General features: G+C 60.2%; 23 protein-coding genes and 3 pseudogenes. 13 read left to right on the top strand and 13 right to left on the bottom strand.

Going from position 1 to position 21,940, the window contains the following annotated elements:
• The 3 genes from ttdA to N5D53_RS19635 all read left to right on the top strand — a co-directional run bounded on the left by ttdA (position 1) and on the right by N5D53_RS19635 (position 2,513).
• Positions 1-909 carry a L(+)-tartrate dehydratase subunit alpha gene (gene ttdA, locus N5D53_RS19625; RefSeq protein ID WP_104962192.1) on the top strand — a complete coding sequence of 303 codons (909 nt, stop codon included), beginning with the start codon at positions 1-3 and terminating at the stop codon, positions 907-909.
• Positions 906-1,514 carry a L(+)-tartrate dehydratase subunit beta gene (gene ttdB, locus N5D53_RS19630; RefSeq protein ID WP_190869070.1) on the top strand — a complete coding sequence of 203 codons (609 nt, stop codon included), beginning with the start codon at positions 906-908 and terminating at the stop codon, positions 1,512-1,514. The genes ttdA and ttdB overlap by 4 nt, the downstream gene beginning before the upstream one ends.
• Before the next feature lie 132 nt (positions 1,515-1,646).
• Complete coding sequence (locus N5D53_RS19635; RefSeq protein ID WP_004576750.1) at positions 1,647-2,513, top strand: isocitrate lyase/PEP mutase family protein; 867 nt, start codon at positions 1,647-1,649, stop codon at positions 2,511-2,513.
• Between the two features lie 75 nt (positions 2,514-2,588).
• Here N5D53_RS19635 and N5D53_RS19640 read toward each other — a convergent pair whose 3' ends face one another.
• The 4 genes and pseudogenes from N5D53_RS19640 to N5D53_RS19655 form a co-directional block, all read right to left on the bottom strand.
• Positions 2,589-3,566 (bottom strand): DMT family transporter, encoded by a 978-nt coding sequence (locus N5D53_RS19640; protein ID WP_190869069.1) that lies wholly within the window; start codon positions 3,564-3,566, stop codon positions 2,589-2,591.
• The gene (locus tag N5D53_RS19645; protein ID WP_190869068.1) at positions 3,563-4,126 is read right to left on the bottom strand and encodes a TetR/AcrR family transcriptional regulator; all 564 of its coding nucleotides are present in this window, start codon (positions 4,124-4,126) and stop codon (positions 3,563-3,565) included. The genes N5D53_RS19640 and N5D53_RS19645 overlap by 4 nt, the downstream gene beginning before the upstream one ends.
• Positions 4,127-4,564: 438 nt before the next feature.
• Complete coding sequence (locus tag N5D53_RS19650; protein ID WP_190869067.1) at positions 4,565-5,029, bottom strand: hypothetical protein; 465 nt, start codon at positions 5,027-5,029, stop codon at positions 4,565-4,567.
• Positions 5,030-5,215: 186 nt separating this feature from the next.
• Positions 5,216-5,332 (bottom strand): annotated as a pseudogene (locus N5D53_RS19655) (IS5/IS1182 family transposase); the annotation flags it as partial.
• Positions 5,333-5,497: 165 nt separating this feature from the next.
• On the opposite strand from N5D53_RS19655, the gene N5D53_RS19660 reads away from it, so the two are divergent.
• Positions 5,498-6,124: a LysE family translocator gene (locus N5D53_RS19660; protein ID WP_190869066.1), complete on the top strand. Its 627-nt coding sequence runs from the start codon at positions 5,498-5,500 to the stop codon at positions 6,122-6,124.
• A gap of 45 nt (positions 6,125-6,169) precedes the next feature.
• On the opposite strand, the gene N5D53_RS19665 is transcribed toward N5D53_RS19660, so the two are convergent.
• The gene (locus N5D53_RS19665; RefSeq protein WP_012053142.1) at positions 6,170-6,478 is read right to left on the bottom strand and encodes a chorismate mutase; all 309 of its coding nucleotides are present in this window, start codon (positions 6,476-6,478) and stop codon (positions 6,170-6,172) included.
• Between the two features lie 306 nt (positions 6,479-6,784).
• On the opposite strand from N5D53_RS19665, the gene N5D53_RS19670 reads away from it, so the two are divergent.
• On the top strand, positions 6,785-7,576 hold the full coding sequence (locus tag N5D53_RS19670) for a PDZ domain-containing protein (protein ID WP_162996137.1): 792 nt from the start codon (positions 6,785-6,787) through the stop codon (positions 7,574-7,576).
• Between the two features lie 221 nt (positions 7,577-7,797).
• On the opposite strand, the pseudogene N5D53_RS19675 reads toward N5D53_RS19670, so the two are convergent.
• Both N5D53_RS19675 and N5D53_RS19680 read right to left on the bottom strand, forming a co-directional pair.
• Positions 7,798-8,070, bottom strand: a pseudogene (locus N5D53_RS19675) (transposase); the annotation flags it as partial.
• Between the two features lie 123 nt (positions 8,071-8,193).
• Positions 8,194-8,466, bottom strand: a pseudogene (locus N5D53_RS19680) (site-specific integrase); the annotation flags it as partial.
• A 98-nt stretch (positions 8,467-8,564) separates the two neighbouring features.
• Between N5D53_RS19680 and dusA the strand changes: the two are divergent.
• The 3 genes from dusA (at position 8,565) to N5D53_RS19695 (ending at position 12,673) form a co-directional block, all read left to right on the top strand.
• Positions 8,565-9,557, top strand: coding sequence for a tRNA dihydrouridine(20/20a) synthase DusA (dusA, locus tag N5D53_RS19685; RefSeq protein ID WP_190870156.1), 993 nt, complete (start codon positions 8,565-8,567; stop codon positions 9,555-9,557).
• Between the two features lie 156 nt (positions 9,558-9,713).
• Positions 9,714-10,640, top strand: coding sequence for a transaldolase (tal, locus tag N5D53_RS19690; protein ID WP_108190590.1), 927 nt, complete (start codon positions 9,714-9,716; stop codon positions 10,638-10,640).
• Positions 10,641-10,819: 179 nt separating this feature from the next.
• The gene (locus tag N5D53_RS19695) at positions 10,820-12,673 is read left to right on the top strand and encodes an alkaline phosphatase D family protein (protein WP_279840622.1); all 1,854 of its coding nucleotides are present in this window, start codon (positions 10,820-10,822) and stop codon (positions 12,671-12,673) included.
• A gap of 145 nt (positions 12,674-12,818) precedes the next feature.
• Here the strand turns inward: N5D53_RS19695 and rssC are convergent, their stop codons facing one another.
• Positions 12,819-13,301 (bottom strand): anti-sigma factor antagonist RssC, encoded by a 483-nt coding sequence (gene rssC / locus N5D53_RS19700; protein WP_010953152.1) that lies wholly within the window; start codon positions 13,299-13,301, stop codon positions 12,819-12,821.
• The gene (gene rssB / locus N5D53_RS19705; RefSeq protein WP_010953151.1) at positions 13,298-14,479 is read right to left on the bottom strand and encodes a two-component system response regulator RssB; all 1,182 of its coding nucleotides are present in this window, start codon (positions 14,477-14,479) and stop codon (positions 13,298-13,300) included. The genes rssC and rssB overlap by 4 nt, the downstream gene beginning before the upstream one ends.
• A 270-nt stretch (positions 14,480-14,749) precedes the next feature.
• Between rssB and N5D53_RS19710 the strand changes: the two genes are divergently transcribed.
• On the top strand, positions 14,750-15,049 hold the full coding sequence (locus N5D53_RS19710; RefSeq protein WP_014859666.1) for a PilZ domain-containing protein: 300 nt from the start codon (positions 14,750-14,752) through the stop codon (positions 15,047-15,049).
• 34 nt (positions 15,050-15,083) lie between these two features.
• Here the strand turns inward: N5D53_RS19710 and N5D53_RS19715 are convergent, their stop codons facing one another.
• The gene (locus N5D53_RS19715; protein WP_064491079.1) at positions 15,084-15,791 is read right to left on the bottom strand and encodes a VacJ family lipoprotein; all 708 of its coding nucleotides are present in this window, start codon (positions 15,789-15,791) and stop codon (positions 15,084-15,086) included.
• Between the two features lie 201 nt (positions 15,792-15,992).
• On the opposite strand from N5D53_RS19715, the gene N5D53_RS19720 reads away from it, so the two are divergent.
• Together N5D53_RS19720 and N5D53_RS19725 are read left to right on the top strand one after the other, a co-directional pair.
• Positions 15,993-16,556: a hypothetical protein gene (locus tag N5D53_RS19720; protein WP_012053149.1), complete on the top strand. Its 564-nt coding sequence runs from the start codon at positions 15,993-15,995 to the stop codon at positions 16,554-16,556.
• Between the two features lie 122 nt (positions 16,557-16,678).
• Complete coding sequence (locus N5D53_RS19725) at positions 16,679-16,942, top strand: DUF4404 family protein (RefSeq protein WP_003248815.1); 264 nt, start codon at positions 16,679-16,681, stop codon at positions 16,940-16,942.
• Positions 16,943-16,977: 35 nt separating this feature from the next.
• Here the strand turns inward: N5D53_RS19725 and queF are convergent, their stop codons facing one another.
• Together queF and N5D53_RS19735 are read right to left on the bottom strand one after the other, a co-directional pair.
• Positions 16,978-17,808, bottom strand: coding sequence for an NADPH-dependent 7-cyano-7-deazaguanine reductase QueF (queF, locus tag N5D53_RS19730; protein ID WP_279840623.1), 831 nt, complete (start codon positions 17,806-17,808; stop codon positions 16,978-16,980).
• 68 nt (positions 17,809-17,876) lie between these two features.
• Positions 17,877-18,404, bottom strand: a complete 528-nt coding sequence (locus N5D53_RS19735; RefSeq protein WP_279840624.1) for a cupredoxin family protein — start codon at positions 18,402-18,404, stop codon at positions 17,877-17,879.
• Between the two features lie 200 nt (positions 18,405-18,604).
• On the opposite strand from N5D53_RS19735, the gene cinR reads away from it, so the two are divergent.
• Together cinR and cinS are read left to right on the top strand one after the other, a co-directional pair.
• Positions 18,605-19,285, top strand: coding sequence for a two-component system response regulator CinR (cinR, locus tag N5D53_RS19740; protein ID WP_010953145.1), 681 nt, complete (start codon positions 18,605-18,607; stop codon positions 19,283-19,285).
• A complete protein-coding gene (cinS, locus tag N5D53_RS19745) occupies positions 19,282-20,634 on the top strand; it encodes a two-component system sensor histidine kinase CinS (RefSeq protein ID WP_198748145.1) in 1,353 nt (450 codons plus the stop codon). Before cinR ends, cinS begins: the two co-directional genes overlap by 4 nt.
• Before the next feature lie 39 nt (positions 20,635-20,673).
• On the opposite strand, the gene N5D53_RS19750 is transcribed toward cinS, so the two are convergent.
• Positions 20,674-21,915, bottom strand: a complete 1,242-nt coding sequence (locus N5D53_RS19750; protein WP_026031816.1) for a lipoprotein-releasing ABC transporter permease subunit — start codon at positions 21,913-21,915, stop codon at positions 20,674-20,676.
• Between the last annotated feature and the right edge of the window lie 25 nt (positions 21,916-21,940).

Raw genomic sequence — 21,940 nt, forward strand, 5'->3', positions numbered from 1 at the left:
ATGGAAACCGTAGACAAAGAAGCCGCTGTGGAATCGCTGACCGACGTCTTGGCGAAGTTCACCGCCTACATCGGCAAGCGCCTGCCCAAGGATGTAAAAGAAAAGACCGCCAAGCTGCGCGCAGCGGAAACCAACCCGCTGGCCATCGCCGTCTACGACTCGATGGCCGACAACCAGGATTACGCTGACAAGTTGAACCGCCCCAGCTGTCAGGATACCGGTGTGATCCAGTATTTCATTTCCGCCGGTGCACGCTTCCCGCTGCTGGGCGAAATGGAGGGCATCCTCGAGAACGCCACCAAGGAGGCGACCATCAAGGGCCCGCTACGCCACAACGCAGTTGAAACCTTCATCGAAAAGAACACCGGCACCAACACCGGCTCGAAGATCCCGTGGCTGGACTGGGAAATCATCCCCGATGCCGACTACGCCATTGTCGATGTGTACATGGCGGGTGGTGGCTGTACGTTGCCGGGCTCGGCCAAGGTGCTGATGCCAGGGCAAGGCTACGAAGGGGTCACAGAGTTCGTCTTCGATGTCATCACCTCCCGCGGTGTCAACGCTTGCCCGCCTTTGCTGGTAGGCGTGGGTGTATCGACCTCGGTCGAGACCGCGGCACGCCTTTCGAAAAAGGCCATCCTGCGCGAAGTGGATTCCAGCCATCCCAACGAAAGTGCAGCGATGATGGAGAAGCTGCTGGAGGAAGGCCTGAACGAAATCGGCATTGGCCCCCAGGGTTTGACGGGCAACAGCAGCGTGATGGGCGTGAACATCGAATCGTCGGCCCGACACCCCTCGACCATCGGCGTCGCGGTATCGACAGGTTGCTGGGCGCACCGCCGCGGCAAGATCCGCATCAATGCCGACCTCACTTATGACATCCTCTCCCATGAAGGCGTAGCACTGTGAAAAAGATCCTGACCACTCCAATAAGTGACGAAGATTTGGCAAGCCTGAACGTTGGCGACGTGGTTTACCTCACTGGCCAGTTGGTGACTTGCCGAGACGTTGCACATCGCCGGCTTATCGAATTAGGCCGGGAGCTTCCTGTAAATCTTCGCGGCGGCGCGATCTTTCACGCAGGCCCCATCGTCAAGAGAAAGGACGATGGCAGCTTTGAAATGGTGTCGATCGGCCCGACGACTAGCATGCGCATGGAAAAGTTCGAGAAACAGTTCATTGAGCAAACTGGGGTAAAGCTGATCGTCGGCAAAGGCGGCATGGGCCCGGAAACCACCACGGGCTGCCTTGAGAACAAGGCGGTGCATGCAGTGTTTCCAGGCGGCTGTGCAGTCTTGGCAGCGACCCAGGTGGAAGAGATCGAACGCGCCGAATGGCAGGACTTGGGCATGCCGGAAACGCTATGGGTCAACCGTGTACGAGAGTTCGGCCCGCTGATCATTTCTATCGACACCAAGGGCAATAACCTGTTCGAGCAGAACAGAGCCCGGTTCAATGAACGCAAAGGCGCGGTGATCGAGAAGATCAATAGCCAAGTACGGTTCATCAAATAAGCGAATGGGCGGTGAAGGTGATCAACTCCACCGCCCAACACCGCCATCCCCTGCCCTCTCAACGTACTCGCTGAACGTCCAAAGTAGTGGAACGCGACGCGTCATACATCCCAAATACGCCCAGAGACAGCCATGCACAACCGCAGTCATCATCAATTGCGAAATGACTTCCGTGTTCTTCTCAACGGTCACGCTTGCCTGAGTACCGCTTCGGTTTTTGACCCTTTATCCGCACGCATCGCTTCGGATCTCGGCTTCGAAGTTGGCATACTGGGCGGCTCTGTTGCCTCCCTGCAAGTGTTGGGTGCTCCTGACATCGCTTTAATCACCCTTAGTGAATTCGCCGAACAGGCCACCCGAATTGGCCGCGTGGCTAGCCTTCCGATAATTGCTGACGCTGATCATGGATATGGTAACGCCCTTAACGCCATGAGGACTGTTGTCGAGCTAGAACGGGCTGGGGTTGCAGCACTCACCATCGAAGATACCCTCCTGCCTGCCCGTTTTGGCAGCGGTGCCCTGGAGCTGATCAGCACCGAAGAAGCCACCGGTAAACTGCGCGCGGCGCAAGAAGCAAGGATTGATAGCTCACTCGCCATCATCGCCAGAACCCACGCTGGTGTGCAGCCGCTACAGGACGTTATCCGTAGAACCAGGGAATTCGAGCGATCGGGTGCCGATGCGGTGTGCCTCGTTGGTGTGAAGGATGTTCATGAACTCGCCGCCATCGCCGATGGATTGACCCTTCCAGTGATGCTAATCACCTATGGCAACAGCGAGCTTCGGGATGCACCTGGCCTGGCAGAACTCGGCGTGCGCATCGTGGTGGATGGCCATCAAGCATACTTTGCCTCGGTTCAGGCCACCTATGAAAGCCTGCGCATACAGCGCCGTCGCCAGGTTAACGCTGACAAATCGGCCTCAACGCTCGTTGCTGGCTATTGCTTGCAAAACGAATATAAAGACTGGGCAGCAGAGTTCATGCTTTTCTCAAAGTAACAACTCAGCACTGTTGAACGCCCCTTTCCGATCCAGGCGACGGATCAATCAAGGGATGATCGCAAACCAGTCCCATCAGTGTCGGCCAAGGTCAGTTATCCCGCCATGCGTCTGGAGGCGTGTTTGCTTGCGATAAAAGGCGTGAATAGCCCACACCACCCCTACGAACAACAAGGCTGTACCAAGCGCTTCCATAGGAGACGGCCAGCGCTGGTTGATGAGCAGGCCCATCGTAGTTGCATAAATGGTCCCGCTGGCGATCAATTGCCCGCTCAGCGCCAGCGGAAGACGCCGCGTTGCGATTGACCATGCCCAGGCACCTGCAAGGGTGGCCCCTAACCCCTGAATCAGCCCACAGACGATCAGCGCCTGAGTACCTGCCAATCCGCTCGGATAGCTAGCGAAATGAGACAGTTTCAAGTACAGCCCAACCGGGATGAACGCCAGCATTTCGACGCTGCACATGAAGATCAACATGGCTGACCACAACATGGGAGACATGCTTGGGCGTCGAGCCAAAGCACTTTCATTCAACAGACCAAAACCGGTCCAGAATGCGATTGCCAACAACGATGCAAGCAACCCAAGCAGTAACGACGCGGTCGGGAGCACTACCGCCGCACGGCTAGCATCAAACACGCTCAGATTGACCAGGCTGATGCCCAGGGCCGCCACCATCAGTGGCCCGGCAATGGCGCGCCAAGGCACGCTGGCGCTGCGCATGTTGCCGGCAATCGCGAGCACGATCGGTACTGACCCCATCATCACAGGGGGGATCACCGGCCCGGCTGCTAAAACCGCAGTGGTGATCAGGAAGAAGTAGCCAATGTATCCCAAGAAGCCCAGCAGTGCGGCACAGGCCCAGTCACTCAGTCGCAATTGCCGCACTTCGCTGCGGTAAACGAACAGCACCAGCAGGCTACCTAACCCGGCAAAGGCATAGCTCACCACCGCCAGGTCAAAAAGGCTGTAATCACCGACCAGCCCAGGAAAAATGTAGAGCAGTGACCAGGAAAAGGTGGCGGCAATGGCCGCTAACAGGCCCAGGGTCATACGCTCTGCTCCTGCCTCTGAATCCAGCAATGAGCTATTTGCCGGGCAGTGTCGAATACCCGCATGTCCTGGCCCATCGCGCCGCTGACAAAACTGCCTTCCAACAAGATAAACAACCCTTGGGCAACTGCGTCGAGGTCGTTTATACCGGCGCTTATGGCCAAGGCAGCAAGGTTTTCGCGTATCCCTTGCTTATGCCTGCTCACTGCTAAATGCACGGGGTGGCTAAACTGGGGGAACTCAGCCGCACTGTTAACGAACAGGCACCCGCGCTCGCTATCTTTCAAAAGAAAGCGTTCATACAGATCGAAAAAAGCGAGCATGCCACTGACTGGCTCAGGATGCCTGGCCAGGGTGCGCGCTACCTCTTCACGCCAACGTCGGTCACGCTCCTCAAGGCAAGCCACTATCAGCGCATCCTTGGAGGGGAAATGACTGTAGAGCGTCATTTTGGTAACACCCGCCATCGCGGCAATGGCCGTTACCCCCGTCACGTACAAACCTTGCGACAGAAACAGCTTCAGCGCGGCATCAATCAAACGCTCACGGGTATTGTCCAATTCAAGGCACTCCGGCAAAGGGACGGAGCTGACTATACTGACCGGTAAGATTCAGGCCGCATCCAGATACGACCTGAAGCATGGCCGCTACGACACAGAGCGCAGCAGCAAAACGCAGGCCTGGCCAATCAGAGACTTGCTACGCCAGCTAAGCGCCCCCTGTACTTGGGATGCGAATCTGGGCTGTGTGGCTGATCGTGCCGTCTACCCGCTTGCGAAACACCGCTTGGCCCAACGTGTCTTGGCCATGCCGGTGGCAACTGTGTTTACCGAGATCGATCCCGACCCGTGCTGACTCGCTCGTGATGATGGCCTCCAAAACAAAACACCCTGCGAAAGCTTAGCCCTCGCAGGGTGTGGGGGTGACCCGTTCATTTAGCCCGGCCTACGCTGGGCTTTCGTGCACGCTAAAGCCGGTACAGCATGGATGCGGTCAAATCATCGATCATTTTTTGAAGAAGACCCGACAGCGTTGCTGAGGCCTTTCGAATTATGATCGCCTGGCGTCGTTCCAGAGATGGCCGTGGACTTGGCCAAACCGCGAGTGTCCTTGGAGTGAGCGACACCCGAGGTGGTGGTGCCATGACCGTTGTCGCTGTTGCGCGAGCTTCCGTAATGATTGCCGCTTACCCCATGATCGCGTGTCGCCTTTCCGGCGTGATCACTTCCAAGGCCCTTCCCGCTTCCACTATGCCCTCCCATGCCACCGCCATGTCCGGCGCCGTTTCCACCGCCATGTCCGCCGCCACCGCCATGACCACCGCCGCCACCACCACCGCCACCGCCACCGCCACCGCCACCCTTGGCATAGGCGGAACTGATCGGGGAGATATCGGCGGGCAAGAATGCCGTCATCCCGAGTGCCAATGCACAAGCAAAGACAGCAACCAAAGGTTTTTTCATTTTTTGTTCGGCTCCGGAGGCGCGAGTGGGTGGCTAAAGTGCGGATTGGACCTGACACAGACACCAAAGTTCTCGCATTCCGACAGACTGCCAGGTAAACGCCGATCACGTTCTCCCGAGCGCGTAATGAGCAACATCTCGACCGCGCCAGGCCCATTTTTCGGCCGATAGCGCGGCGTTCAACAACTACCGGCGCCCCATCCACAGGTCCGACAGCGCAAACAACGTGGTCCGTTGTGCAGTGTTCTTGGCCAAGCCACGAAAGCGAGCCTTCACATAACCGAACTGGCGCTTGAGCGGACGACTGTGTCAGCACAGGTAGTCTGCCCCGTCCTGACGTGTTCGGAGAATCCTCGACCAACCAAGCAGGGCCGAGCCCGCCAGTGCTGACAGCCCTTGAGGTTCCGCCTTGCTATTGGCGTACCCCGCCGTCAGGATGGATGCTTCATCAGGCTTAAGGAGAGAGCCGTGTTTCCCATGAACGTGTGGTTCGCCTATACCGCCGCCTGCGTGCTGTTGGTGCTGGCACCGGGCCCTGACAACTTGTTGGCCATTGGCCGCGGTCTCAGCCAGGGTAAAGTCGCAGCGGCCGTATCCGGCATGGCGTCAGGCGCAGGCATTCTGTTTCACGTTGCAGCCGCTTCGTTAGGGTTGACCCTGCTAATGCAAACCTCGGTGCTCGCATTTTGGGTGATCAAGCTCATGGGTGCCGGCTATCTGCTCTGGCTAGGGATCAAGGTGCTGCGCGCTCGTAACCTCATAAGCTTTCAGCCGGCCTCCAGGCAATCGCTGCCCAGCATTTTTCTGACCGGTCTGCTTTCGGCTGCGCTCAACCCCAAGCCAGGTTTGTTCGTGCTGGCGTTCATTCCCCAGTTCGTCGACCCCGCACGCGGGTCGGTCAGCGTGCAGATGTTGGTTTACGGCGTATGGTTCGCTGCACTCACGGCATTGGGGTTTGCCTTGATGGGCATTTTCGCCACGGGACTGTCTCGCTACCTGTACCGGCGGCCACGGCTGGTGAATGGGCTGAACGTGGGCGCAGGCCTCACCTTCGTCGCGTCTGGCGTCTCGATTGCGGCGTTGAGCCAGAGATAGCAAGCAGGAGAAAGCGGCGGGGCTGCGTATGAGCCCCGCGTTTCATCACGATGCTGAAGCCTCATCGGCCAGCTTCGCATGGGTGTTGAGCTCCTCGGCGATGAAGGCCGAAATCATCGCCCGATAGACCTGTTCCACCACCTCAGCCGAGGCACCGGTTTCGTCAGCCATCTCACGAACCTTCTTGATCACTTGCTCGACCCGAGCGGGTGCACGCACATCATCGGTGGTTTTCTTGAAACCCGCTGCTTGCGTTACGAGCCTTCCACGTTTGGCGAGAAGCGAAACGAGGCTGCGGTCGATTTCATCGATCCGTTGACGGACTTCGTCCAGAGAGGTGCAAGGTACATCCATTTGCTTGACTTCCTTTTCATGAGCCTGCGATGGATTGGAGCAGGCTGTCGTGGGTGATCGGGGCGTGCAGTGTAGCTTCTATGCTAGGTTCGCTTCACGCTCCTCAGAGGGGTGTAACGCCGCAGCGAGTGGCCCGCCACGATGACCGGAAATACTCGATACACCCAGGCACTATCGACTGGCAATACCTATAGATCGCAATCTGTGCAGGCCCCTCCAGCAGGCAGGGGATTTTCTTGTCAATGGGCTAGACAACGTTCTACGCTGCACCTGCTGCCGACCAAGCATTTTCAAAAGGTAACTGGCGTGATTAGAAACGTACTGCTCATGAGTGGGCTCCTGGTTTTAGCCGGCTGCGCAAACCCGTACGCCACCAGCTATAAATCTCTTTCTGATTCGGAATATATCGCCGCTAATCGAACAGCTCCCGCTCCGGCCTTACCGGTTGTGGCGTATGGTTCAAATCCCGTCCAAGATGTTCAGTCATACTATGAAAATGGCTATGAAGCACTTGGCTTCAGTATGTTCAGCGATAAATTATCGAACCAGCAAAAAGCTGTTCAACAAGGGCAGACGGTTGGTGCTGACTTAGTGGTCTACTATCAGCCCATTTATCAGCGCACGGATACAACAGCTGTCCCCTTATCACTTCCGACTCAACAAACCGTAAGCAGTTATAGCCAAGCGACCGCCTACAATAACTCTGGAGGATCTGCTACCGCTTACGGTTCCTCTTACGGAACGATTTCAGGTCAGCAATGGACTGTAGTTCCAGTCAGCCGTGACACCTATTTCCAGACTGCAACATATTACGTCAAGACAAACCAGCCGTTAGGGCTCCATTTCCGCGCGCCCACTGCTACGGAAGCTCAGGCTCTTGGTACTCAAAGGGCTGTTGTGATCACTGCGATAGTGCGCGGTTCAGCTGCTTACCAGTCAGACTTCCTTCCTGGCGATGTAATTCTTAAAGCAGATAACCTGACTGTTGACCAAATTCCAGACGCTGCAGAATTTGCACGAGCACGACGAGGAAAAACAGTTGACGTCCTGATGGTTCGTAATGGCAGTCCCATGGTGAAAAAACTCACGATGCCGTAGCTCACGCCCAGAAACTTTCCAGTCAAATAAAATTCGAAAAACCCTGAATCCCTCTCATGGAGGAATTTCAGTAGCCACTAGTGAACATTCGCAAAACGCACTGCAAAACCACTGTCACTGACTGCGAACTCACTCCCACAATTTGCGAAACTCGCACTCCAGCAGGTCGTGTCCCAGGAAGTTGTGTAACTCATCATAGCTCTGACCACTGAGTTTGCCGTTTAGCTGATCACGGCCGATAGCTTGACCTGTGGATTATCGCTGACTGCCTCAAAGGCCTCCGACTGCATGTAACGCCGCTGCAGGCACCACTCGTCGTTCTGCTCCAGCAGCATCGCGCCTACCAGTCGCGTAATCGCTGGATCGTTGGGAAAAATCCCTACGACATCGGTGCGACGCTTGATCTCGGCGTTGAGCCGCTCAAGCGGGTTGGTGCTGTGCAACTGCTGTCGATGCGCCTTGGGAAACGCCATGTGCGCCAACACTTCATCCTCGCATGGCTCATACGCCATACGCCATAGGGCATAGGGCATAGGGCATAGGGCATAGGGCATAGTCCACCAGCACCTGCTGAGAGATGTCGGAATGGACCTACTCACCCAAGTAGTTGTTCTGCGTCGCTTGGTCTCGCCCAGAGGCCGAGCTTTCTCTGCCTCCACTAGGTAATGACCGATCATCTCCTTGACCGTGTGCCATACCTGGGTGGCACGCTCGATAGCACCAGGTTCAGCCAACTTGGTTTCCCGTCGCTTCGCCCAAGCCACTGCAGCCTGTTTGCGGGCGAACGTTTGGCTCTCTTGGTAGACTGTCACCTTCTCGCGATAAATGCGGATCTGGACGAGGTAGCCAGTGCTGCCATCGGCCTTTTTACGCGTTCTGATCGTTGCCATCTGAGATTGGTACGTTGTACCAAGCGCTTGGTACAAACGCCCCAAAACCCCGAAAATTGGTACAAAACACGTTGAACGAAATGACCGCAAAATCAGGCTTGAAGCCACAACCCACGCGCCCTGAGCCGTCACGCCGCTTCAGCATTGCCCCCATGATGGACTGGACCGACAGACATTGCCGGTTCTTCCTGCGCCTGCTCTCCCGGCAAACCCTGCTCTACACCGAAATGGTCACCACCGGTGCCCTGCTGCACAACGACGCCCACCGTTTCCTGCGCCACGATGCTTCTGAGCACCCGCTGGCCCTGCAACTGGGCGGCAGTGTGCCGGCCGACCTGGCCGCTTGTGCGCGCCTGGCTGAGGAAGCGGGCTACGATGAGGTCAACCTCAACGTTGGCTGCCCGAGCGACCGGGTGCAGAACAACATGATCGGCGCGTGCCTGATGGCTCACCCGGCGCTGGTGGCCGACTGCGTGAAGGCCATGCGTGATGCCGTATCGACGCCTGTGACAGTGAAGCACCGCATTGGTATCAACGGCCGCGACAGCTACGCCGAACTGAGCGACTTCGTCGGCCAGGTGCGTGAGGCCGGCTGCCGGAGTTTTACCGTGCATGCACGCATCGCGATTCTGGAAGGGCTGTCGCCGAAAGAGAACCGCGAGATTCCGCCGCTGCGCTATGACATCGCAGCGCAGTTGAAGAGGGACTTCCCGGACCTGGAGATCGTGCTCAACGGCGGGATCAAGACCCTGGACGAATGCCAGGCACACCTTGAAACCTTCGATGGCGTGATGCTGGGGCGCGAGGCGTATCACAACCCTTATCTGCTGGCCGAGGTAGACCAGCAACTGTTTGGCAGCGATGCGCCGGTGGTCAGCCGTAGCGAGGCATTGGCGCAACTGCGGCCTTACATCGTGACGCATATGGAAAGTGGCGGTGCGATGCACCACGTTACCCGGCATATTCTGGGGCTGGCCCAAGGATTCAAAGGGGCGCGGCGCTTCCGCCAGTTGCTGTCGGCAGACATTCACAAGGCGGCCGAACCCTTGGCGGTGTTTGACCAGGCCGTGGAGTTGTTGCAGGGGCGGTGACCTCAGAGGGAGGGAACCTCGGGCTTGCTTGCGACTCGAATCTTCACCTTTCGTACAGCCCCGTGCGGGCCAGCGGGTCCGCAGGGTTTCGGCGGCCCTTGAGCGGCTGCCGGGGCTCGGGTAATGTCGAGTAAATGCACAGGACAGAGCACGCCCATGACCTCCAAGCTGGAACAACTCAAGCAGTTCACCACCGTGGTCGCCGACACCGGGGACCTGGACGCCATCACCCGCCTGAAGCCGGTCGATGCCACCACCAACCCGTCGCTGCTGCTCAAGGCTGCTGCCATCCCGGGCTACGCCGACCTGCTTAAACAGGTGAAGGCCGACGCCAAGGGTAATGTCGACCTGGCCTGCGACAAGTTTGCGGTGGCGGTAGGCTCGGGCATTCTCAAGGTCATCCCGGGGCGTATCTCCACCGAGGTGGATGCTCGCCTGTCGTTCGATGAGCCAGCCCTGCTGAACAAGGCTCGTCAGCTAATCGCCCTGTACGAGGCGGCCGGAGTGGCAAAAGAGCGCGTGCTGATCAAGCTGGCCTCCACCTGGGAAGGCATTCGCGCCGCCGAAAAGCTGGAGAAGGAAGGCATTCAGACCAACCTGACCCTGCTGTTCTCCTTCGCCCAGGCCCAGGCTTGCGCCGATGCCGGGGTGTTTTTGATTTCGCCGTTCGTGGGCCGTATCTACGACTGGTACAAGAAGAGCACCGGCCAGGAATACGTGGGCGCCGAGGACCCAGGCGTGCAGTCGGTCACCCGCATCTACAACTACTACAAGGCCAATGGTTACAACACTGTGGTGATGGGCGCCAGCTTCCGCAATATCGGCCAGATCGAACAACTGGCCGGCTGTGACCGCCTGACCATCAGCCCCGAGCTGCTGCAGCAGCTCAGCGATGACCAGGGTGAGTTGCCGCAGGTGCTGAAACCGGGCAACGCCGGTGAAGCCAAGCAGCACCTGAACGAAAGCCAGTTCCGCTGGGCGATGAACGAAGACGCCATGGGCACCGAGAAACTGGCCGAAGGTATCCGCCAGTTTGCGCGGGACCAGGAAAAGCTGGAGAAGTTGATGGCTGAAAAGGCCTGATACAGTTCGTGTTTGCCTGACGGGCGGGAAGTGTTCAGTATTTTCCGCCCGTTTTGTTTGCCACGCCTTAGTTGTGTATTGAATTCTCGGGCCTGTTCGCGGGCAAGCCCGCTCCTACACCGATCGATGTAAGGGCGGGCTTGCCCGCGAACAGGCCGCCATAGCCACCCGAGCTGTCGATGACCTCCCCTAACCCGTTGCCCCTCGTTCTCGCCGGCCCGGTACTGCGCCGCCTGGAACCCCAGCGTCTGGCCGTCTGGCTGGTCACTACCCAACCACTGCAGCCCGAGTTCGTCTGCCTGGCAAGCGAGGCCCAAGTCGATTGCCAAGTGGTGCCGATTGGCCGGCATGCCTACGTTCACCTGCTGGACATCCAATTCGCCAGCCCCCTGCCCTGCAACCAGCTGCTCGACTACGACCTGCTGATCAATGGCCAGGGTATTGCCGACTGGGCCCCACACCTGCTCTACCCCGGCAACCCACGCCCGAGCCTGGTGCTGCGTGAGCGCCTCGACCATTTGCTGCACGGCTCCTGCCGCAAGCCGCACCACCCTGCTGCCGACGGCCTGTTGTGCGCCGACCGGCTGCTGCAGGGGTGCAAGAAGCCCGAAGACCGCCCCGCCGTGCTAGTGATGACGGGCGACCAGGTTTACGCCGACGATGTCGCGGGCCCCATGCTGCGCGCCATCCATAGCCTGATCTCGCGCCTGGGCTTGTCCGACGAGCAACTGGAAGGTGCGGTGGTAGCCGACAGCCAGGCGCTGTACCAGCACCCGGCCAGCTACTACCACCGCGCCGACCTGCTGCCGGCGCTGGAACGCAACGATACCCTGCGCGAGCGTTTTTTCGGCGGCAAGCGCAAGCCGATCTTCTCGTCCAGCAACGCCGACAACCATCTGGTGACCTTCGCCGAAGTCATGGCCATGTACCTGTTGGTGTGGTCGCCGGTGCCCTGGCAGCTGGTGGACCTGGGCATCCCCAGCGGGCTCAGCGACGAGCATCAAGCCCGATACCGGCAAGAGCTGCCGCTGATCCAGGGGTTTGCCGACAATCTCGGTCAGGTGGCGCGGGTGATGGCCCACCTGCCCTGCCTGATGATCTTCGACGACCACGACATCACCGACGACTGGAACCTCTCGGCGCAGTGGGAGGAAACGGCCTACGGCCACCCATTCTCGCGAAGGATCATCGGCAACGCCTTGCTCGGCTACCTGCTCTGCCAGGCCTGGGGCAACAGCCCGGACGATTGCAATCCGCTGATCGAACAGTGCCAGGTGCTGACCCGCCAGAACCAGGATGAGTTGATAGGCGAGCTGCTGCGCTTCCAGGGCTGGCAGTTCAGCCTGCCTACAGAACCACCGCTGCTGGTATTGGACACCCGCACCCGCCGCTGGCGCAGCGAAAGCAACCTGGCCAAGCCGTCCGGCCTGCTGGACTGGGAAGCGCTGAGTGAATTGCAGCAAGCACTGCTCGATCATCCTTCGGCGGTCATCGTGTCACCTGCGCCGATTTTCGGGGTGAAGCTGATCGAGACGGTGCAGAAGGTGTTCAGCTGGCTGCGCTACCCCCTGCTGGTGGATGCCGAAAACTGGATGGCCCACCGCGGTGCAGCACAGGTCATCCTCAATATCTTCCGCCACTCGCGCACGCCGGGGCACTACGTGGTGCTGTCGGGGGATGTGCATTACTCGTTCGTGTATGAGGTGCTGATTCGCCACCGCCAGCGCAGCCCGCACTTGTGGCAGGTGACTAGTAGCGGAATCAAGAACGAGTTCCCCCGGCGCTTGCTGGATGTGCTCGACCGGCTCAACCGCTGGCTGTATGCGCCACGCTCGCCGCTCAACTGGTTTACCAAGCGCCGAGAAATGGAGGTGATGCCGCGTACGCCCAGCCACAGCAAGGCCGGGGAACGGCTGTGGAATGGTGCCGGGCTGGGACAGGTGTTCTTTGATGAACAGGGGCGGCCGGCGCGGGTGTATCAGCTGGATGCGGGCGGGGGTGAGGCTACAGAGTTTAAAAACCGGGAGCAGTGAGATTCAGAATTTTTACAGCCTGTGCCGGCCTCTTCGCGGGTAAACCCGCTCCTACACCTGATTGGGGGTGGACACACATTGGTGTTTGGGCGCAGGCCGTCGTAGGAGCGGGTTTACCCGCGAAGAGGCCGGCACAGGCTATAGATCAGCTCCGCTCCAGCGCATTGACCAGATCATGGAAGGCTTCGCGGTTGGAGTCATTCAGGCCCATGAGGATCTTGTGCGCCTCCAGCACCTTGGAGCGCACCACATCTTCATTCTGGTCCTGCGACGGCAAGTCGGTCAGGCAATCGGTGCAGGGTATCGGCCGATCGACGATGTTGAACACCTGATCGAAGCCCATCGACTGCAATAGCCGTGAAATGTCCGGATTGGTAGTCACCACCGTCGGCAGCAGGCCCACCTTCTGCCGCGACAGGATCGACAGCTTCGCCAGCAGGCCCAGCGTGGTGCTGTCGATACTCTCGGTTTCAGTCAGGTCGATGACAATCGCCGAGAAGTTCAGCGCAGTGAAAATTTTCTCGATCGTCGCATCCAGCGCCGAACACAGGGTCAGGCGCACTTCACCAACGAATTTCAGTACGAAGGTACCGCTCTGCTCGGCGAACTGAATTCTACCGGTACTCATTGAAGGTTCCTGCTCAACACCAATAGGGCGATATCATCCGGCATCTCCCCAAGCGTAGCCAATCCAAATCGTTGACGCAGCCCATCCAGACTGCCACCTGCTGCCTTGACGATCTCCGGCAAGGCGGCTTCTTTATCTTTGAGCGTATCACCCGGCAAAAGGTCCAGAATGCCATCGGACATCAGGCTGAGGCTGAACTGCGGGGGTAGCTCCACCACCAGGTCCTGGTAGGTGGCCTCATCGAACAACCCCACCGGCAGGCCGCGGCCTTCCAGGTAGCGGCAATGTTCGGGGGTGTACAGTACCGGCAACGGCAAATGGCCGCCGACAGCGTAGGTCAGCAGGCCGGACTCTTCGTCGATCACCCCGCCGACCATGGTGACGTGCTTGCCCAGCTTGCTGTTGATCAGACCGCGGTTGATGTGGCTGAGCACTTCAGACGGCTTGAACTCACGCATTCTGCTGCGCTTGAGCTCGAACATGAGGCGCGTGGTCATGAATTTCAACAGCACGGTGACAAAGGCCGACGACGCCCCATGCCCGGATACATCGGCGAGGTAGAAAGCAATGCGCCGCTCGTCCACGCGGAAATAATCGACAAAATCACCCGAAAGATACAACGACGGGATGATCTGGTGCTCGAAGGCGAACTCGCCGGCCACCCAGGGGCTTTCCGGCAACATGTTCATCTGCACCTGGCGACCGGCGGTCTGGTCCTCCTGCAACAGGTGCAGGCTGGCCTCCAGTTCGCGGTTGGCGGCTTCGAGCTTGTCGCGGTAGCGCTGGTTTTCCAGCACAAGGCGCGAGCGGTCGAGGGCGCGGCGCACCGAATGCTCGAGTACGGCCAGGTCTTCCAGCGGCTTGATGAGGTAGTCGGCGGCGCCCAGGCGCAACGCTTCCACCGCATCACTCATGACGCCGGCACCGGACACCACGATCACCGGCAACTGCGGCGCACGCTCGCTGACCTGACGGATCAGTTCGAGGCCGCCCATCTGCGGCATGCGCAGATCGCAGATCACGAGGTCGGGCTGGTGTTCTTCGAAGACCTGAAGCCCCTGCTGGCCATTACCGGCCTGGAGGACGCTGAAACCACTGTCTTCAAGATAGGCGGCGAGGCTGGCACGGACCACGTCGTCGTCATCGATGATCAGCAGCGTTGCACTGGTTTTCTGCATGTGGGCGAACGGCGCCGATTTAGGTTGGTGCAGCGGTGTCGGCAAGGCAGACGGCCAGCTACGGGAATTCTTTATGGTCACACTCTACTTGAGTTGTAGGACAAGAACACCTGCCCGGCAACTGTCAGAGGTACCTTGTAAGGCGCAGACGGTACTCCCATCCGGCAGGGGTTTCAAGCATGCTGGGGTCGACCTCGCCGCTCTTTACAGGGCAAATCACCGGGAGTTATAAGAAAGTCGACCAGCGCAACCCGACGGGAAGGATGCAGCATGCCCCACACGCCCTCCAGCCATAGCGAGAAACGCGACTTCATTCGCATGCGCATCGACACCGAGGTCAGCCTTTTGCACGAAGGCCAGGTGATTGCGGCGGTGTGCCTGGACCTGTCCAGCGGCGGCATGCAGGTGCAGGCGCCACAGCGCTTTCTGGTGGGTGATCAGATCGAGGTACGGATCGACTCCGACCATCCGGCGCTGAAGGGGCTGCATGCCAGCACCGAAGTGGTATGGATTGCCGACCAGCCGGGCGGGCAGCAGAAGTTCGGGCTGCGGATTCTGGCCATGCATTGAACTAGGGGCCGCTTTACGGCCCCAGGTTCACAGATCAGAAGTCGTCTTCGACCTCGCCATCCTTCACCTTGAACTCGCGGTTTTGCAGGTAGGCATTGCGAATGAAGATGTACTTGTCACCCTGAATCAGCTTTTCGGCCGAGAGCAGGCTGGCGCGGGTGTCGATCAGGTCCAGCGCGAAGATCGAATTGCGCGTAGGCACGTGGTCGATGTAGCGATAGGGTTTGGTGTAGGTGTCCGGGTACTTGGCCACACCATCACGCACAGTGCTTGGGCCCAGCAGCGGGATGACCACATACGGCCCGCTCGGCACACCCCAGTAACCCAGGGTCTGGCCAAAGTCCTCGTCGTTGCGCTGCAGGCCCATCTTGGTACCCACATCGAAGAAGCCACCCAGGCCGAAGGTGGTGTTGACGATCAACCGCGCCGTATCCACGCCCGCCGCATGCGGCTTGAGCTGCAACACGTTGTTGGCCAGGTTGGTCACGTCCCCCAGGTTGCGAAAGATGTTGTGGATGCCATCTTCGAGGAACTGTGGAGTGACCGCCTGGTAGCCCTTGGCCAATGGTTTGAGGGCATAGGTGTCGAGGGTGTCGTTGAAGCGGAAGATCGGGCGGTTGACCGCTTCCCAGGGATCTTCCTCGGTGGCGGCCTGGGTGGCTGCCGCGGGCGCCAGCAGCATGCTGGCGCAGACACAGGCCTGGGTGACTCGTTCGATCACACTGGCACCGATCCTACGCATAGATGTTTCTCCATCGAATTTCTTGGCCGCAAGCGCAACACGTCGCGCTGCTATCAAGGCGGCAGTATAGAGACTTGCGGGCTGATAAACAGCCTTACACATTTTTGCTCAATATTTTGTGAACAACTGTTGCGCAGCGGGCGATGTCACAGGACGGTAACAATCAACGCATAGCCTTCGAACCATTTGGGGGAAGTTGCCATGGACACTGCGCCCGCCTTCACTGCTGTACTGTTCGGCTTGCGCGGCTGCCTGGTGCAGGCTACCCATGGCGCGCCATCACCCGCCCCCGGCGCCCTGGCCACCCTTGCCAGCCTGCGTCAGCGCCAAGTGCCGTGCATCTGGCTGGATGACCTCAATACCGCGCAAAGCGAGCGCCTGGCCCATGTACTGCCCGACTGGCTGCCAGGGCATGCGGTCAATGGCGTGCGCTGGCCAGCGCCGAACGCTTGCTGGCAGGCACTGATGGCGCTGGACAGCGAGCGCCTGGATGGCTGCGTATTGGTCAGCGGCGACCCGCGCCTGCTGCAGTCTGGCCTTAACGCCGGCTTGTGGACAGTAGGCCTGGCCGCCTGCAGCCCGTTATGCGACCGCACTTCTGCGCAATGGCAAGCCATGAGCCCGCAAGAGCAGGATCTGGCGCGCAGCAAGGCGACGCTGGCGCTGTTCAGCCTGGGCGTACACTCGGTGATCGACCATCTGGAAGCGCTGGACACCTGCCTGGTGGACATCGCCCAGCGCCGGCGCAAGGGTGAAAAACCCTGATACAGCCGTCTTGACGCGGATCATGCAAATCGGCAGCAGGTAGATTACCCTGAAGACAGGCCAGAACCTTTGCCACGTCGCCGAGGTCCATGGCTTGCCAAGCCATTGATGGAGAATAGCCAATGCCTGCCCGCGAATTGCAAGAGCGCCTGAACAGCTTGCGCGAGCAACTGGACCGCAACGTACCGCTTTCGGAAGAAGAGCTGGCCGCCCTGCACGAAGAGGCGCGCCAGATCGAGGCGCAACTGAAACTTGAGGAAGCCACGCCAGACAACAACCTGGTGGACGGCGTGAACCTGGCGATCGAACGCTTCGAGGCCGACCACCCCGACCTCACAGCCACCCTGCGCAGCATTGCCAACTCGCTGCACAGCATGGGGATCTGAAATAGCGGGGGCCGCAAAGCGGCCCCCCCCCTGTATTACTGCCGGACCAGCCGTTTGTTATCCGGGCTGATCGGCCCGGTGCTGCGATACGGGTTGATGTCCAGCCCACCGCGGCGCACATAGCGCGCATAGACCGTCAGGTGCTCCGGCTGCAGCAGATTCTTCAGGTCCAGATAAATCCGTTCCACACACTGCTCATGGAAGTCGGCATGCTGGCGGAAGCTGATCAGATAGGTCAGCAGGCTGGCGTGGTCCAGCGCCCTGCCCTTGTACTCGACCACCACGCTGCCCCAATCCGGCTGGCCGGTGACTGGGCAGTTGGACTTCAGCAGATGGCTGTGCAGGGTTTCTTCCACCACCCGCTCCGGGTTGCAGCGCAACAGCTCTGGTTGCGGCTGCTCGTAGTTGCTGATGGCCACGTCCAGTGCATCGATGCACTGCCCCGGCAAAGCCACCACACCCTGGGCTTCAACCTCGGCCAGGGTGCGCACCGTCACCCCCACCGGCTTGCCGGCAGCGGCGGACAGGTCTTTTTCCAGGCAAGCCTGCAACGCGCCCAGCGAGGTGAACACCGTCTGGTTCAGCGAGTTGAGGTACAGCTTGAATGACTTGGACTCGATGATGTTTGGCGAATCAGCCGGGATGGCGAACTCGCCGATCGCTACCACCGGCTTGCCCGAAGGCAGCAGCCAGCTCAGCTCGAAGCAGTTCCAGTAATCCACCCCCTGCCAGGGCAAGGTCAGTGCAGTGACGCCCAGCTCGGCCCACTTGGCAGTGCGCGGGATCGGGAACAGCTGCTCCGGGGAGTAGGTGGCGATGTATTCGCTGGACTTGCCCAGCGGGGAATGTTCGGCAGCGGGATGCATGGAAACTGACCTAGAGGTTCGAAATTGCCCCTAGTCTACCGGTTTTGCACTCCGCCTTGCAGGGCCAGTCACTCAATGGTCAATGCCCCGACCATACCCGCCTGGTAATGCCCCGGCACGTTGCAGGCAAACTCGATGGGCGCCGATTGGCGGAAGGTCCAGGTCAGTTCGGCGCGCTGGCCGGGCATGACCATCACAGTGTTGCCACCCCCGTGACCATGGCCGTCACCATGGTCCATCATTTGGCCGTGGTTCATCATCTTGCCGTGATCCATACCTTCGTGGTTCATCGCCTCGGTGAACATCTTGCCTTGCATGGCGACCATTTCCTTCTGGTGTTCGGCATGCATGGCCTTGTCGCCCAGGTTGAATTCGTGCGGCAGCTTGCCCTCGTTGACCAGCACGAAGCGCACCGTCTCGCCGGCTTTTACCTGCAGGCTTTTTGGCTCGAAGGCGATGTCCTTGAGCACCACGTTGACCGTACGGGTGGCCTTGGCCGCCGGGGCAGGCTCGCCAAAGGCGAAGCTCTGCGCCTGGCCAGCGAAAGCCGGCAGGCTGCCCAGGGCAAGGGTGGCGGCAATGAACAGGTGTTTCATGATGGCTCCGGGAATACACAGCAGGATGAGGCCACATTAGCCGGGGACGACTGGCAGCTACCTGACAGGCACATTACAACTTTGTCAGCTTGGGCGAGCGGGCACATCGTCACGTATCATTTCAGCCATCCCATTGCCCCTGTGCTAGCGGTAAAGCGGCGCCATAGGCTACGCACAATCTTTCAGAATATGGACAGCGCATGAAACTGCTGATCGTCGAAGACCAGGCCCGCACCGGCCAGTACCTGAGCCAAGGCCTGAGCGAGGCCGGCTTTGCCACCGAGCTGGCCACCGATGGCGAGACCGGCCAGTTCCTCGCCCTGACCGGCGACCACGACCTGCTGATCCTCGACGTGATGCTGCCCGGCCGCGACGGCTGGCAGATCCTTCAGGCCGTGCGCCAGGCTGGCCTGGATACGCCAGTGCTGTTCCTGACCGCCCGCGACGCCGTCGAGGATCGCGTGCATGGCCTGGAACTGGGCGCCGACGACTACCTGGTCAAGCCGTTCGCCTTTTCCGAGCTGCTGGCCCGGGTACGCAGCCTGCTGCGCCGTGGCACCAGCCCGAGCCAGGACACGATCCTGAGCCTGGCTGACCTGCGCCTGGACCTGATCCGCCGCCGCGCCGAGCGTGCCGGGCTGCGCATCGACCTGACCGCCAAGGAGTTCTCACTCCTTGAGCTGCTGCTGCGCCGCCAGGGTGAGGTGCTGCCAAAATCGCTGATCGCCTCGCAGGTGTGGGACATGAACTTCGACAGCGACACCAATGTGATCGAAGTGGCCATCCGCCGCCTGCGCCTGAAGATCGACGACCCGCACCCCAACAAGCTGATCCACACCGTCCGCGGCATGGGTTACGTACTCGAAGAGCGCACCGAGTGATGCGCCGGGTTTCCCTCGGCAGCCGCCTGGCCATGCTGTTCGCCGCCTGCACCGCCACCGTCTCGCTGGGCGCTGGCCTGCTGTTCAGCCGGGCCAGCGAGCAGCACTTCGTCGAACTCGACCAACAACTGCTGGACTCGCGCCTGTCATTGTTTCGTACGCAACTGGCTGGCGTCAGCACGGCTGATGAGCTCCAGGCCCGCCTGCCTGCCCTGCGCGATGAACTGAGTCACCAGGCCGACCTGGCCCTGCGTATCAGTGCCAGCAATGGCGCCACCTGGTTCGAAAGCCGCAGCGGGCTGCCGCATGCAGCGCAGGCCACCGGGCTGGCCACGCTGCATGCGCCAGGCATCGACTACCGCAGCCTGTCCGTGCCCCTGACACAGGGCGCCATGCAGTCGCCGCGACTGACCCTGTACCTCGACATCACCCACCACCAGCACTTCCTGCAGGGCATGCAACGGCTGATCTGGCTGACGGTCGGCCTGTCGGCGCTAATCACCGCACTATTGGGTGCCTGGGCCGCCCGCAGCGGCCTGCGCCCATTGCGGCAGATGGGCCAGGTGGCCGCCAGCGTGTCAGCGCGCTCCCTCACCACCCGTCTGCCGGTGGCGCAGATGCCCGAAGAGTTGGCCGAGCTGGCCAGCAGCATGAACGCGATGCTGCAGCGCCTGGATGATGCCTTCCAGCGCCTGTCAGCGTTTTCCGCCGATATCGCCCACGAGTTACGTACGCCGCTGTCCAACCTGCTGACGCACACCCAGGTCACCCTCACCCGCCCACGCAGCCTCGAAGAATACCGAGAGGCGCTGCATGGCAACCTGGAAGAACTGCAATGGATGGCGCAGATGATCAACGACATGCTGTTTCTGGCCAAGGCCGACCACGGCCTGCTGGTACCAGGGGACGCGCCTTTGGCGCTGCATGACGAGGTGGATGCGCTGCTGGAGTACTACGCGCCCCTGGCAGAAGACAGCGACGTGCAGATGCTGCGCGAGGGTGAAGCCGTACTGCACGGTGACCGGCATATGCTGCGCCGGGCACTGTCCAACCTGCTGGACAACGCCATGCGCTTTACCCCGGCTGGAGGACAGATCAAGGTGACCCTGGGGCCGGGGCCGACGATCAACGTGGCCAATACCGGGCTGGCTATCGACCCGGCCGCGCTACCGCGGCTTTTCGACCGCTTCTACCGGGTGGACCCGGCTCGACGGGAAGGCAGCAGCGAGCATGCGGGGCTGGGCCTGGCGATTACCCGGTCGATCGTGCAGGCCCATGGCGGATGCATACGGGCGGAGTGCGAGGATGGGTGGACCCGATTCGTGATCGAGTTCACTCAAGACCGGTAACCCTGAGGGGCTTCACGCCCCCAGGATCTCAGGCAGACATCAAACCGCCAGGCCAATCGCCGGCTGCACCTGCGACGCCCGGTAGGCCGGGTAAATGGTCGCCAGGAAACTCATCACCAGGCCGGCGGTGCAGATGATCGCCACATCCCCCCACTGCAACTGCGACGGCAAGCTGCTGACGAAGTACACATCCGAGGTAAAGATGTGCTGCCCGCTCACCCGCTCCAGCCAGCCGACGATTTGGCTGACATTGAACGCCGCAATCACGCCCAGTACGCCACCAATCAGCGTGCCGACAATGCCGATCAGGCTGCCCTGGACCATGAACGTGCCCATGATCTGCGCCGGCGTGGCGCCCAAGGTACGCAGGATGGCAATGTCCGGCCCCTTGTCGTTCACCACCATCACCAGGGTGGCGATGATATTGAACGCCGCGACCGCGATGATCATCATCAGCAACAGGCCGATCATGGTCTTTTCCATCTTCATGGCGCTGAACAGGCTGCCCTGGGTATGCGACCAGTCATCGGCCCGGTAGGCGTCACCAAGCCCGGCAGCAATTGCCTTGGACACCTGCGGAGCGGCATACAGGTCGTGCAGCTTCAGGCGCACACCTTGCACCTGGCCTGGCGCCCAGCGCTGCATCTCGGCTGCATCAGCAACATGGATATAGGCCTGCGACCCATCCAGCTCGGCGCCGACCTTGAAGATGCCAACCACGGTGAGGCGCTGCATGCGCGGGGTGATGCCACCCGGTTCCTTGCTGATTTCCGGCACGATCAAGGTCAGCTTGTCGCCGGTGTTCAGGCGGAAGCGGCGTGCGGTCAGCTCACCGATGACCACGCCGAATTCACCGGGCTGCAAGCCCTGCAGGCGGCCCTGGACGATGTGCTGGCCAACGATGGAAACCTTGCCCTCCTCGGCCGGGTCGATACCACCCACCTGGATCGGCTGCATGGCGCCCTTGTACGACAGCATGCCTTCCATCTCGGTAATCGGCGCCACCGCCATCACCGCCGGATTCTTCATGGCTGCGTCGGCCACCTTGTGCCAATCGTCCAGCGGCTGCACGCCCAGGATGGCGGCATGCGGTACCAGGCCGAGAATGCGCGAGCTCATTTCGCGCTGGAAGCCGTTCATTACCGACAGCACCACGATCATCGCCAGCACGCCCAGCGACAGGCCGATCATCGAAGTCATCGAAATGAACGAGATGAAGTGGTTGCGACGCTTGGCTCGGGTGTAGCGCGCGCCGATAAAGATGGGCAAGGGTCTGAACATGTACGAAATCACCCAATGGAAACAG

The sequence above is a fragment of the Pseudomonas sp. GD03862 genome (genome assembly GCF_029840855.1).
GTDB classification, from domain to species: Bacteria; Pseudomonadota; Gammaproteobacteria; order Pseudomonadales; family Pseudomonadaceae; genus Aquipseudomonas; species Aquipseudomonas alloputida.

Coding starts and splice junctions, on each gene's coding strand:
- N5D53_RS19720 (WP_012053149.1), top strand. CDS start 15,993: ATGGACACTGCGCCCGCCTTCACTGCTGTACTGTTCGGCTTGCGCGGC.
- N5D53_RS19725 (WP_003248815.1), top strand. CDS start 16,679: ATGCCTGCCCGCGAATTGCAAGAGCGCCTGAACAGCTTGCGCGAGCAA.
- cinR (WP_010953145.1), top strand. CDS start 18,605: ATGAAACTGCTGATCGTCGAAGACCAGGCCCGCACCGGCCAGTACCTG.
- queF (WP_279840623.1), bottom strand. CDS start 17,808: ATGCATCCCGCTGCCGAACATTCCCCGCTGGGCAAGTCCAGCGAATAC.
- N5D53_RS19635 (WP_004576750.1), top strand. CDS start 1,647: ATGCACAACCGCAGTCATCATCAATTGCGAAATGACTTCCGTGTTCTT.
- N5D53_RS19750 (WP_026031816.1), bottom strand. CDS start 21,915: ATGTTCAGACCCTTGCCCATCTTTATCGGCGCGCGCTACACCCGAGCC.
- N5D53_RS19650 (WP_190869067.1), bottom strand. CDS start 5,029: ATGAAAAAACCTTTGGTTGCTGTCTTTGCTTGTGCATTGGCACTCGGG.
- tal (WP_108190590.1), top strand. CDS start 9,714: ATGACCTCCAAGCTGGAACAACTCAAGCAGTTCACCACCGTGGTCGCC.
- N5D53_RS19665 (WP_012053142.1), bottom strand. CDS start 6,478: ATGGATGTACCTTGCACCTCTCTGGACGAAGTCCGTCAACGGATCGAT.
- N5D53_RS19735 (WP_279840624.1), bottom strand. CDS start 18,404: ATGAAACACCTGTTCATTGCCGCCACCCTTGCCCTGGGCAGCCTGCCG.
- N5D53_RS19710 (WP_014859666.1), top strand. CDS start 14,750: ATGCCCCACACGCCCTCCAGCCATAGCGAGAAACGCGACTTCATTCGC.
- rssB (WP_010953151.1), bottom strand. CDS start 14,479: ATGCAGAAAACCAGTGCAACGCTGCTGATCATCGATGACGACGACGTG.
- N5D53_RS19715 (WP_064491079.1), bottom strand. CDS start 15,791: ATGCGTAGGATCGGTGCCAGTGTGATCGAACGAGTCACCCAGGCCTGT.
- rssC (WP_010953152.1), bottom strand. CDS start 13,301: ATGAGTACCGGTAGAATTCAGTTCGCCGAGCAGAGCGGTACCTTCGTA.
- ttdA (WP_104962192.1), top strand. CDS start 1: ATGGAAACCGTAGACAAAGAAGCCGCTGTGGAATCGCTGACCGACGTC.
- N5D53_RS19640 (WP_190869069.1), bottom strand. CDS start 3,566: ATGACCCTGGGCCTGTTAGCGGCCATTGCCGCCACCTTTTCCTGGTCA.
- N5D53_RS19695 (WP_279840622.1), top strand. CDS start 10,820: ATGACCTCCCCTAACCCGTTGCCCCTCGTTCTCGCCGGCCCGGTACTG.